Genomic DNA, 12,532 nt, shown 5'->3' on the forward strand with positions numbered 1-12,532 from the left:
CAGGATCAATCGTACCGTTGGTAGTATTAGTAATTGTTACTTCAAATTCTTCATCTGATTCTACAACATCATCACCATTTACCGTTACTGGGAATACAGCACTCGTCTCGCCAGCAGGGATTGTTACAGTTAACTCTGTTGGTGCTACATAATCTGCGTCACCAAGCGTTCCTGTTCCATCAGCAACGGTGAAGGTTACTACTGTATCTGTATCGGAAGGAGCACTTAAGGTTACTGGGAATTCAGCTACCACCGTAGTTCCATCATCTCCTTCTGTTACTGTTACATCACCAANGGTTCCATTGGTAGTATTAGTAATCGTTACTTCAAATTCTTCATCTGATTCTACAACATCATCGCCATTTACCGTTACTGGGAATACAGCACTCGTCTCGCCAGCAGGGATTGTTATAGTTAACTCCGTTGGTGCTACATAATCTGCATCACCAAGCGTTCCTGTTCCATCAGCAACGGTGAAAGTTACTACTGTATCTGTATCGGCAGGAGCACTTAAGGTTACTGGGAATTCAGCTACCACCGTAGTTCCATCATTTCCTTCTGTTACTGTTACATCACCAATGCTTACGACAGTAGCATCGTCATTTCTTATAGTTCCAGTTCCTGTTGTGGCAGCAGGATCAATCGTACCATTGGTAGTATTAGTAATCGTTACTTCAAATTCTTCATCTGATTCCACAACATCATCGCCATTTACCGTTACTGGGAATACAGCACTCGTCTCGCCAGCAGGGATTGTTATAGTTAACTCCGTTGGTGCTACATAATCTGCATCACCAAGCGTTCCTGTTCCATCAGCAACGGTGAAGGTTACTACTGTATCTGTATCGGAAGGAGCACTTAAGGTTACTGGGAATTCAGCTACCACCGTAGTTCCATCATCTCCTTCTGTTACTGTTACATCGCCAATGCTTACGACAGTAGCATCGTCATTGGTAATTGTTCCAGTTCCTGTTGTGGCAGCAGGATCAATCGTACCATTGGTAGTATTAGTAATCGTTACTTCAAATTCTTCATCTGATTCTACAACATCATCGCCATTTACCGTTACTGGGAATACAGCACTCGTCTCGCCAGCAGGGATTGTTACGGTTAACTCTGTTGGTGCCACATAATCTGCATCACCAACCGTTCCTGTTCCATCAGCAACGGTGAAGGTTACTACTGTATCTGTATCGGAAGGAGCACTTAAGGTTACTGGGAATTCAGCTACCACCGTAGTTCCATCATCTCCTTCTGTTACTGTTACATCACCAATGCTTACGACAGTAGCATCGTCATTCCTTATAGTTCCGGTAGCGTTCATACCCCCAACAGATATATCATAAAACTCATCATCTTCTAGCGTTGAATCTGAAATTGTAGGCGTTGTAATTGTAAAAGAAGTTACTCCAGGAGGTACGATAATCATATCTCCTGCCGCGTTTAAAGTAACACCATTACTAAAAATAGGGGTAGTCACATAATCGTTATCTTCTGTAGTATTATTTACAAGCGAAAATGGATACATTTCTGTATTTACACTTCCATTACTAAGCACCACGTTATGAACTAAATCATCTCCTTCATTTTGAGAATCGCTAGTTATTGAACCTATTACTGGGTCTTCAACAACAACCGTTACTGTGGCAGTATCACAATTTGGCGGAGTTATGGTCGTACTATTTTGGCAAATTGTATAATCAACCGTATACGTTCCCGATGGAGTTCCTGGCAACACATCTACGGTACCATCGCTATTTACAGTAAGTGGTCCATTTGTGCTGGGTGTTATAGTAAAGTCTGAAGGAGTTAAAATATCTCCTAAATACTCATCATTATCAAAAACATTTCCAACAGATCCTCCAAGAACACCATCTATTGGTGTTGAACTGTAATCATCATTTATTGCGTTTACAGAACATTCAGCCGCAATGACTGTATCATCTTGAGAAGAACCTACTGTCTGACCGTTACCAGAATCTGCAAGTACTGGAACACCATTTGCATCAACCCCACCATTTATTGGAGATGAAACAGTACCTACGTTGATACTACCGTTTTCGTTTACATCTTCTAATTCAATATTTGTCGCTCCACCTTCTAGCGCATCTGGGCAACCATCGTTATCACTATCTAAATCATTATAGTCTGGAAAAGTATCACCATCTGAATTTGGACAAATAACAGCTGTAGTGATTAATACCGCAGCACTAAAAGAGTTAATAATATTATCTCTAACGCCGTTTTGTGTTAAATCTTCATACAGTAGCGAGGCAACAGTAAAAGGAGCTTCTGCTACAAAAGTTGCATCTGCATCATTTGTTTCACCTCCAGGCGTACCCCTCAACAACGCACTTCCAAAACCACCACGAAAAACAAATTCTTGAGTGGAGGCACCACCTACTGAAACATTTGCAGCTGCATTTCCTGCTTGATTATTTGAAGTAAGCGCCCCTGTAGTAATATCATAGGCTGCCATATCACCAACTATGTTATTCCAGTTGCCTGGAATTGTAAAACAAATTGCATCAGTGGGATCACCTATTCCTGCGCCATTATTATCTCTATCGTAATTATCAAGGTTTGGTAAACGAATTGATTCCAAAGGGATTGTAGAAGTAAAAGTAATAGCACTCTCAGCTACCACTTCACCACCCGCTAGGCCAACACCATCTACTGCATCAATAGTAGGAAAATCAGGACCAGCCGTAAGAGTAACCCCTTCTGGTTCAACAGTACCATTACTACCTATAAAATACACAGGATTAGTCGCTACTGTAACTGTAACTGTTTCCACGTTTCCATTAACAACGGCTGACCAAACAATTTCATTTGAACTTGAAAGGCTTTGGCTATATTGAAACTGTACCGGTTGTATTTCACATTCAACCTCATCTAATATCCCATCATTATCATCATCGAGATCACAACCATCTGGCACCCCGTCACCGTCAAAATCGGCTGAGTCATCATAGCCATTACATACATCTTCAGAATCTGGCACACCATCATTATCACTATCCAAAATGGCAAAACCAAAATTACCAACAGATGTGTTTTGACCTTCTGTCACATTAAATACATCGCCATCATTAGAAGACCCTTCAAAGAGAACAGCGCCATTAGGAACATTAGGGTCATTCTCATCAATATTTACTGTAGTATTTCCGCCACTTACAAAAGCAGAAAAATCTCCAGAGGAGTCGCTTAAAAGAATTTGATCAACCCCATTAGAATCTGTAACCGTTACACTAACCCCTACTAGATCTGGCTCTCCAGCATCTTGTATACCATTTGCATTAGAATCATCATAAATATGTCCACTTATAGTGGCTAAAGATGTAACAATAGCTCCTAAACCTCCATTAATATCCGCCCCTCCTCCATTGGCATTTGGAAAATCACTAGGATCTGTTACGTCTAATAGATCTGCATTAAATGGTACGTTATTATCAAAGAAAGATATGCCATAAACTGTATCTCCTGCACTGTAACCCAAATCTGCGAGTGTAATAAGAGAAATTCCAACAGGCTCATTACTTCCACCTATTCTATAAGGGTTTGCCGTTCCATCAATGTTATTTGCTAAAAAACTCCACTCAACAGCGTTTGTTACAATCCCAAAATCTGTTGCTCCATTTATTTCTATAACTGGACCAAAAACGGTAGGCTCTCCAGTAGTAGCATCTACTGCCAAAATTGGGGCAGCTCTATAACTACTATTACCATTTTTTTCTGGAGCTATAAAGCCTACTTGATTTAAACTAGCTGTCGAAGGAACCTCAAATGCCTCATAGAGAACATCTATTCTTTCAATATTTTGAGCGGTAGCTGTTGCGTTTTTAAATACATCATTTGCCCCTCTCGTAACGATTGGATCTCTTAGCACCTCCTGCATAGAGCAATCATTCAAAGCTCCAGGAAAGCTGGATTGATAATTAAAATTATCAGTGTCTTCCAGAACAAAAAAGCTACACCTATCACCTGTAACACCACCATTACCACTTACACGGACAATATTGTAGTTTATTTGCGTAAAATCGTTATCTAAAAAATAGGTTTCTGTTCCTAAAGTTACAGTTGCAAGACGAAAATCACTTCCCTGTCCCCAAGAATAAGTCTCTACCAAGCCATTAGTAGGGTTTGTCTCAGAATAAACTAATGGAGTAGCTCCTTGAGCGGTAAATGTTGCATTATTTACTGCATTTTGCCCATAGATTAACGAAGAAGAAACAAGAAATAAAAGAAGACTAAGAATTGCCTTCTGACTGAATGTAGTTGTTCTCATAAACTATTAAAAGTGAAAGACAAGCTTTCGGGTTTGATTATCAATTAAGAGGGTGTAATCTAAAAACCAAAACAAATGTAGATTACGGAGATATAATGAATTTTACCAGACAAACAACTAGCAGATTATCCGATAAACCGAAAAATTATATCGACATACTACACAAGTAAAATTTTTGTTAAAATAAAATTACACTAAAAATACAGCGTATTTTATTTAACAAAATTTAACATTTTAAAAAAGGTCAAAAAAAATTCTTAACGCCCCGAAAGATACGCAAACAAAGGCATTAACAGAAACTGATCAAATTAATTTCTAAATACAATTAACAAAAAAATGAATTTAAATCAATTTTTTACAAGTAACTAGCTGTCAACGAATTAGAAAAATTTTCTGTTTTTAAGCTATTTTTAACAGTATTTTATCAGCCATAGTAAATTATGTTAACAAGTTTAATCCTACGTTTTATTGTGTTTTATTTATTTGACAATTTGTTGCCAACTGCTAAAATTGGTTTATTTGTTATTGACATCCATTTTAAGAAGATTTAAGGCCTGTAAAATAATTTTACAATAAAATCCATTTATGATTTTTAAAAGCATAAAAAAAGCGCTCTTTCAGAGCGCTTTTTAGAATTTAAATAAGGAAAAACTATAAATCGATTTTCTGCAATAGTTTTAATCAATTTTTATATTTCGCGAAAGCGTAAGGACTATCCCTTTATTAGGTTCCAAATATCGTTGCCAAAAATGATCACCATTAGACCCATCACGATAACAAAACCTATTATCTGTCCTCTTTCTAATGTTTTTTCTGAAGGTGCTTTACCAGAAATCATCTCATAAAGTAAAAACATAACGTGTCCACCATCTAGCGCTGGGATAGGAAGAATATTTACAAAAGCTAGCCATACAGAAAACATTGCCGTAAAGCCCCAGAATTTATACCAGTCCCATTGTGGCGCCATCATCTCAACAATACCTATAGGACCTTTTACTTTTTTATACCCTTGTACTTTTCGATTAAATATGAGTTTAAATTGTCTTACTTGCTTTGTAAGTACATCCCAAGTTTTTGTGAGACCTGCTGGTATTGCCGCAGCAACGCTATACTCATCTTTAACCAGAAGTTCATTTACATTTGCTGCTACACCTAGCGCTCTATCTTGAGCTACCATAAATCTTTTCTCAATCTGCTCGCCATCTCTATCTAGTTGCATCACAACCTCACCACCCTTTGCGGCATCAAAGACAGACTGAAACTCTGACCACTCGCTTATAGGTGTACCATTTATATTCATAATACGGTCTCCAGCAAGCACCCCATTTACATACCCTATTGAGTCCTTTGCAACAATACCTATTATATTACTAAATCTTGGTCTTATAAAACGCTCCTCTGCGTCAAGCACAGATTTTTTTGCCTCATCTGGTATGACAAAGGTCATCTCATTTCCATCACGTACAACAGTTACATTGTCACCTAGTAAAATATCTATCTGGACATCATCAAAACGTGTGACCGTCTTATCATCTATTTTTATAACCTGGTCTCCATTACGAAGGCCTATCTCCTCACCTATCTCACCTACTGCAATACCATATTTTAATCGGTCTGCAGGCACATACTCATCACCATAATACACAAGCATAGCACTATAGATAAACCACGCAAGCAGTACATTAACCGTTACACCACCTATCATTACAATAAGACGTTGCCACGCTGGCTTAGACCTAAACTCCCAAGGTTCTGGATCTTTTGCCATCTGCTCCTTATCCATAGATTCATCTATCATACCAGCAATCTTAACATAACCACCTAGAGGTAGCCACCCTATGCCATAAACGGTATCACCTATCTTCTTTTTAAAAAGTGCAAACTTCACATCAAAAAACAAGAAAAACTTCTCCACCTTAATTCCAAACCATCTGGCAGGAGCAAAGTGACCAAACTCGTGTAAAACCACAAGAATAGATATAGCAAGCGTAAACTGGGCAATCTGTATAAATGTCTCCATAAAGGATAAAAATCAATTTTTAAAACGCACAAAAATAGGCTTTTCGATGCGCATAGTAAAGTTCTAGAGCCGTATGATAGCATTTTTCAAGCCATACTTAAAGTAAATGCTACGCGCATTGTAACTTTGTAAAAAAATAATGCTATGCGACAGATTTTTAATCGCTATAAAATACTGCTCATTACACTGTTTGTACTATCTGTAATTATACTTACCTTAATATATAGTCAGCTTAAAGTTACACCTACACTACCTATATATCAGCCAGATATGGTTAGTAAAGAACTCGTAGACAGCACCCTACAATATGTCAAGAAATACCACAAAATAAGCGACTTTGCTCTTACTAATCAAAACGGCAATCTAGTAACTCAAGAAGATTATAAAGATCACATCTATGTGGCAGATTTTTTCTTTACCACCTGCCAGACTATATGTCCTATTATGACAGACCATATGGTAGACATACAGGAAGAGCTTAAAGGTGACACACTCGTAAAACTTCTCTCACACTCCGTTATCCCTGAGTATGACACGCCAGAAATTTTAAAAGCATACGCCATAAAGAAAGGAGTAGATGATAGTAGATGGAATCTTGTAACAGGCACAAAAGAAGAAATCTTTACGCTTGCGCGAAAGAGTTATCTCGCGGTAAAAGATATACCAGGTACAGAAGATGACCTAGATATGGTACATACCGAAAACTTTATGCTCATTGACAAAAAAAGTCAAATAAGAGGATACTATGACGGTACAGATCGCGAAGCCATAGATCAACTGCTAGAAGACATCGAGATTCTAAAACAAGAGTACGAGCCGCGTAAAGCTTGGTATCAAAAGATTTTTTAGTTTGGAATGCGTACGCTTTCGCGAAAGCGTAAAATGCATTACTTTTGTTATCTAAATTCAATCTAAATAAACATTGAAAAAAACAGTAGCCCACTTACTAAAAGGAGAACGCGCAATCATTACAGATGTAATGACAGACGAGGTGCCTCTTAAACTACTAGAAATGGGCTGTCTACCAGGTAACGAAGTGCGTTTATTACAACTTGCGCCCTTTGCAGACCCTATGTACATAGATGTAAATGGTTGTCATATGGCGATACGTCGTGAGACTGCATTACACATTCTAATAGAAACGCCAGCATAACCCTATGGCAAAACAGCTCAACGTTGCACTCATCGGTAACCCGAACACCGGAAAGACTTCGGTTTTTAATCACCTTACAGGCCTTAACCAGCAGGTGGGTAACTATCCAGGTATTACGGTAGAAAAAAAGGAAGGTGTATGTAAACTCCCTCGCGGTGTAAAAGCACACATATTAGACCTACCAGGTACGTATAGCCTTAATGCTTCTTCACTAGATGAGAATGTTGTAATAGAGTTACTACTTAACAAGAATGATAAAGACTACCCAGATGTAGCCGTTGTAGTATCTGACGTAGAAAACCTAAAGCGTAACCTACTCCTCTTTACACAGATTAAAGACTTAGGTATACCCACCATACTCGCCATAAATATGGCAGACCGTATGGAGCGCAAAGCCATCTCTCTAGATATACCAGAGATGGAGAAGCGTCTTAAAACACGCATAGCTCTTATAAGCTCAAGAAAAAATACGGGAATTACAGAACTCAAAGAGCTTATATCTGAGTATCGCACGCTTAACACAGAGCCTTGTGTAAATGCATCTGTCATTGCTCCAGAATATTTTGATAGACTACGCAAAGCCTTTCCTAACCAAGATTTATATAAGTTATGGCTAGTAATTACTCAAGATGTAAATTTTGGTAAGCTTGAGCGTGGGGAGATGAAGAGTATCTCATCATTTAAGACCGAGTCTGAGAGTAACCTAAAAAGACTACAGCAAAAGGAAACCATCATACGCTATAAGTTTATAAATGAGACGCTCAACGAGACGCAAACTATAGACGTAGAAAATGCAAAAGACCTAAGAGCACGTCTTGATCGCATACTCACACACAAGGTATGGGGTTATGTGATTTTCTTTGCGATATTATTACTTATTTTCCAAGTGATATATGACTGGTCACAATACCCAATGGATGCTATAGATGCTGCATTTGCTCATATGAGTGAGTGGGTACAAGCCACGCTACCAGAAGGAAAGCTCACAGACCTACTTGCCGAAGGTATAATCGCGGGACTAGGTGGTATCGTGATTTTCATACCACAAATTGCCTTTTTATTTTTATTTATTTCTGTGCTAGAAGAGAGTGGCTATATGAGTCGCGTAGTCTTCTTGATGGATAGGGTGATGCGCCGTTTTGGATTAAGTGGTAAATCTGTAGTGCCGCTTATATCTGGAACGGCCTGTGCCATACCGGCTGTAATGGCTACTCGTAATATAGAAAGCTGGAAAGAGCGATTAATCACCATACTAGTAACGCCATTTACCACCTGCTCTGCACGGTTACCAGTATATCTCATTATTATATCACTGGTAATTCCAGATGAGAAGTTCTTATTTTTTAATCTGCAGGCGCTCACGCTTATGCTTATGTACCTCATAGGCTTTGGTGCTGCCATAGGCTCTGCGTGGATTCTCAATAAGATTCTTAAAATAAAAAGTAAGTCTTTCTTTGTAGTAGAAATGCCTAACTACAAACTCCCTCTTCTTAAAAACGTGGGAATCAATGTACTTGAAAAGACAAAATCTTTTGTAGTAGATGCTGGTAAAATCATACTCGCCATAAGTATTGTGTTATGGGTACTCGCTTCTTTTGGGCCTAATGAAAAGTTTAATCAGGCAGAAGATATTGTAACCACAAACCTAGAAGCAGAAGGAGGTATCAACGCATTTACAGATGCGCAGGCTTACCAAGCAGAAATAGACAAACTCGTTGCAAGCCAGAAGCTAGAACACAGCTATATAGGTTATATGGGTAAAGCCATTGAGCCTATAGTAGAACCACTAGGTTATGACTGGAAAATAGGGATTGCCCTTATCACTTCGTTTGCCGCTCGTGAGGTCTTTGTAGGTACACTAGCAACTATTTATAGCGTAGGTGACGCCGAAGAAGAAACGATAAAAAATAGAATGGCAGGCGAGATCAACCCAGTACTAGGTACGCCTAGATTTAACTTTGCAAGTGGTATATCGCTCTTATTATTTTATGCCTTTGCAATGCAATGTATGAGTACACTTGCCATTGTAAAGAGGGAAACTAATACCTGGAAGTGGCCTATGATACAACTAGGGGCAATGACAGTGATTGCATATATGGCTGCGCTAATAGCCTACCAGATGCTCAAATAAACTGTAAGGATTAACCATTAAGAACTACTAAGTAATATGGAGATTTTTCAAAAAATTATGGTGCTGCTCATTTTTCTTGCAGCTGTAGGTTACTTAATAACAAAATTTATCTACACCCCGTCTTTTTTAAAGAAGAAGGACGACAAAGGATGTGGTAACGGTAACTGTGGCTGCTAGTTTCTTATCTCTAATCGTAAATAGTAGTCGCTTGACTTAATCTTTGAAGCCGCTGTAGGGTAAGGTGCTAAGCCTCTTATAAAAATTTCAAGACCGTCTTCTGTGTAGATAGCAGGTAATTGCTTTCCGCTAAGTGTGACTTGCTTGGTGATTTTATCACCTTTATCATTTGTGATTTCTACCTCAACTTTTGCATTTCCTGCCCAAATACATTCTACTCCTTTTGGACACCTACTATCTTGTAACACTTGCACAAGTCGTAATGACGTATGACTTATAGGCGTAGCAGTGCCTTGATATGCCTTTACATATATTTTTGGGACTTCTACTTTTGTGGTGTCTTGCGCTTTCGCGAAAGCGGAAAATAAAAGCAAACAAATGAGTGTAAGGTATGTTTTCATAAACAGCGGTTATTTTAAATCTTATGATTAGTTACTTAAATACTCCAAAACTAATGCCACGTTGCAAAATAACTATTAATTAGCCTCTAAAGAGGAAGAAGTCATCCTTCATATGCTCTATTTTTTCATCCTTATTTGTGATGATGTATTCTAGAGCGAGGTCTGTAAACTCTTTTCCTTTTGTAGTAAGAGAGACAATGTTCTTATCTATGCGTACGAGATTATTTTTTTCGGCAAGGTCAAGTACTGTTTTAGAGCGTACCTTTTGCCAGTTTATATGCTCATTAAGATGTTTTACGTGGCGCTCACTCTCTTCTTCGTGGTTGTTTAGGTGTAATAAAAATGTAAGGAGTGACACCTCCGTGCGCTGTTGCCTCTGGCGATACATCACTGCAATGAGACCTTTGTTTGGCGCAAATAGATAGACTATTAGAAAGACTAAACCTAAAACGGTTGTCATAGATCCAGCGATAGAGGCATCAAGAAAATGAGCCACCCAATACCCCGCTATTGCCGAAAAGACTCCAAAAATAACAGAGAGCACTAGCATCTTTTTTAAATCTGAAGTGAGTAAATATGCTGTGGCCGCTGGGGCAATCATAAGCGCTACAACTAGCACTGCACCTACTGCCTCAAAAGCCCCCACCACAGTAACCGAAGAAACTGTCATTAACCCATAATGCAAAACAACAGGTGAAAATCCTAATGCGGCTGATAGTCCTGCATCAAAGGTGCTTACTTTAAGTTCCTTAAAGAAGGCAAATAGCATACCTATGGTTATTAATAGAATTGTACCCATAACCCATAAAGATTTTGGACCGATATCTGTACCAGACACAATGAGTCTGTCAAAAGGAGCAAATGCGAGCTCACCTAGCAAAACGGCATCTACATCTAGGTGCACATCGTTTGCGTTTTTTGCAATGAGAATAACACCTATGCTAAATAAGGCTGGGAAGACTAAGCCTATTGCCGTGTCTTCTTTTACAAGTCCTGTTATTTGTATTGCCTCTACTAGTACAACTGTAATCACTCCCATAAGAGCCGCAAGAAGTATTAAAAGTGGAGAGTTAAGGTCTTCTGTTATAAAGAAGCCTATCACAATACCTGGTAAGATAGAGTGACTTATGGCGTCACTTATGAGCGCCATCTTGCGCAATACAAGAAAAACTCCTGGTATAGCACACGCTATAGCGACTACTGCGGCAATAAGTTGTATTTCTACCTGAGCATCCATTAGTTATTCTTATAAAGGTTTACTGCGGCATCATAGCCTTTTTCTGTCATTGCCCATTTCTGACCTCGCACTTTCACCCATTCTTTCTCTTCCATCTCTTTAAGAGAAGCGCGGGTATATCCTTGGAAATTATTAAGAATCCTTATTGCGTGTGGGTGTGATATATTCTCGTGTGTTTTTGCAATATCAAACATAAATTGCAAAGTCTTTTGCAATTTGAGATCTCGTCTATTCTGATACTTGCGCAGCTGTTTAAACAAAATTCCGCGACCAGGAGAAAACACAAAAGAAACCACCACAAACACACCAGCTACCAGCACAATAACTGGCCCTGTAGATAAGTTGTTTTGACTCGCACTTATAGCTGTCCCAAATACACCAGAAAAGGCACCAAAAATCGCCGCAAGCACTATCATTACACTTAGCTTATTTGTCCACTGTCTTGCAGCTGCGGCAGGCGCAAGAAGCATAGCACTCATAAGTACTACACCTACCGTTTGCAATCCTAAAACAATAGCAAGAACAATAAAAAAGGTGATAAGCACATCTATAAATCTAGTATTAAAACCCAATGTCTTTGTATAATCTGCATCAAAGAGAAGAATTTTAAACTCTTTCCAGAAGAGTAACATAATCACCAGACAAATCCCAGTTACAATCGCCATCAAAATTACATCGCTCTCTACGAGGGTTGCGGCTTGACCAAATAAGTATTTATCAAGTCCAGCTTGATTTGCATTGGGCTGCTTCTGTATAAATGTTAGCAACAGCATTCCAAAACCAAAAAATAATGACAACACAAGACCAAGTGCTGTATCACTCTTGAGGTGCGTTTTTGTAATCATACCTCGTATCCAGAAAGTACCTATCAAACCACTTACGAGTGCTCCAAGCAATAAGATATTACTATCCTTTGTACCGGTAATTAAAAAAGCTATTGCAATACCTGGTAGTGCTGCGTGTGAGATTGCATCACCTAGAAGGCTCTGTTTTCTCAATACCGCAAAACTCCCTAACATCCCACAGATTGCTCCAAGAATAGCTGTACCCAAGGTGATAGTCCTTAGGGTATAATCTGAAAATAATTGCGAGAAGTAATCTGAGAGTTCCATAAATTAATAGCTA

The 12,532-nt window shown here is 38.8% G+C and carries 9 protein-coding genes; 4 read left to right on the forward strand and 5 right to left on the reverse strand.

Annotated features, from left to right (window positions below; all coding sequences use genetic code 11):
* Positions 1–4,288, reverse strand: a 4,288-nt coding sequence (locus tag ACFO5T_RS00855; protein ID WP_380031251.1) for a beta strand repeat-containing protein, incomplete at its 3' end; no start/stop codon positions are given.
* A gap of 712 nt (positions 4,289–5,000) precedes the next feature.
* The gene (gene rseP, locus ACFO5T_RS00860) at positions 5,001–6,308 is read right to left on the reverse strand and encodes an RIP metalloprotease RseP (RefSeq protein WP_380031253.1); all 1,308 of its coding nucleotides are present in this window, start codon (positions 6,306–6,308) and stop codon (positions 5,001–5,003) included.
* Between the two features lie 144 nt (positions 6,309–6,452).
* Between rseP and ACFO5T_RS00865 the strand changes: the two genes are divergently transcribed.
* From ACFO5T_RS00865 to ACFO5T_RS15150, 4 genes are all read left to right on the forward strand, one after another.
* Positions 6,453–7,157 carry an SCO family protein gene (locus tag ACFO5T_RS00865; RefSeq protein WP_380031255.1) on the forward strand — a complete coding sequence of 235 codons (705 nt, stop codon included), beginning with the start codon at positions 6,453–6,455 and terminating at the stop codon, positions 7,155–7,157.
* A 73-nt stretch (positions 7,158–7,230) separates the two neighbouring features.
* Positions 7,231–7,461 carry a FeoA family protein gene (locus ACFO5T_RS00870; RefSeq protein WP_035326774.1) on the forward strand — a complete coding sequence of 77 codons (231 nt, stop codon included), beginning with the start codon at positions 7,231–7,233 and terminating at the stop codon, positions 7,459–7,461.
* Positions 7,462–7,465: 4 nt separating this feature from the next.
* Complete coding sequence (gene feoB, locus ACFO5T_RS00875) at positions 7,466–9,592, forward strand: ferrous iron transport protein B (protein WP_380031257.1); 2,127 nt, start codon at positions 7,466–7,468, stop codon at positions 9,590–9,592.
* Positions 9,593–9,649: 57 nt separating this feature from the next.
* Complete coding sequence (locus ACFO5T_RS15150) at positions 9,650–9,769, forward strand: hypothetical protein (protein ID WP_465251690.1); 120 nt, start codon at positions 9,650–9,652, stop codon at positions 9,767–9,769.
* Here ACFO5T_RS15150 and ACFO5T_RS00880 read toward each other — a convergent pair.
* The 3 genes from ACFO5T_RS00880 to ACFO5T_RS00890 all read right to left on the reverse strand — a co-directional run bounded on the left by ACFO5T_RS00880 (position 9,766) and on the right by ACFO5T_RS00890 (position 12,519).
* Entirely contained in the window at positions 9,766–10,170 is a 405-nt protein-coding gene (locus ACFO5T_RS00880; protein WP_380031259.1) for a hypothetical protein, read from the reverse strand. The genes ACFO5T_RS15150 and ACFO5T_RS00880 overlap by 4 nt on opposite strands.
* 79 nt (positions 10,171–10,249) lie before the next feature.
* Positions 10,250–11,407 carry a metal ABC transporter permease gene (locus ACFO5T_RS00885; RefSeq protein ID WP_380031261.1) on the reverse strand — a complete coding sequence of 386 codons (1,158 nt, stop codon included), beginning with the start codon at positions 11,405–11,407 and terminating at the stop codon, positions 10,250–10,252.
* Positions 11,407–12,519 (reverse strand): metal ABC transporter permease, encoded by a 1,113-nt coding sequence (locus ACFO5T_RS00890; protein ID WP_038598624.1) that lies wholly within the window; start codon positions 12,517–12,519, stop codon positions 11,407–11,409. Before ACFO5T_RS00890 ends, ACFO5T_RS00885 begins: the two co-directional genes overlap by 1 nt.
* Between the last annotated feature and the right edge of the window lie 13 nt (positions 12,520–12,532).

Source organism: Dokdonia genika, assembly GCF_042652845.1.
GTDB lineage: Bacteria > Bacteroidota > Bacteroidia > Flavobacteriales > Flavobacteriaceae > Dokdonia > Dokdonia donghaensis.

Coding starts and splice junctions, on each gene's coding strand:
- rseP (WP_380031253.1), bottom strand. CDS start 6,308: ATGGAGACATTTATACAGATTGCCCAGTTTACGCTTGCTATATCTATT.
- ACFO5T_RS00865 (WP_380031255.1), top strand. CDS start 6,453: ATGCGACAGATTTTTAATCGCTATAAAATACTGCTCATTACACTGTTT.
- feoB (WP_380031257.1), top strand. CDS start 7,466: ATGGCAAAACAGCTCAACGTTGCACTCATCGGTAACCCGAACACCGGA.
- ACFO5T_RS15150 (WP_465251690.1), top strand. CDS start 9,650: ATGGTGCTGCTCATTTTTCTTGCAGCTGTAGGTTACTTAATAACAAAA.
- ACFO5T_RS00880 (WP_380031259.1), bottom strand. CDS start 10,170: ATGAAAACATACCTTACACTCATTTGTTTGCTTTTATTTTCCGCTTTC.
- ACFO5T_RS00885 (WP_380031261.1), bottom strand. CDS start 11,407: ATGGATGCTCAGGTAGAAATACAACTTATTGCCGCAGTAGTCGCTATA.
- ACFO5T_RS00890 (WP_038598624.1), bottom strand. CDS start 12,519: ATGGAACTCTCAGATTACTTCTCGCAATTATTTTCAGATTATACCCTA.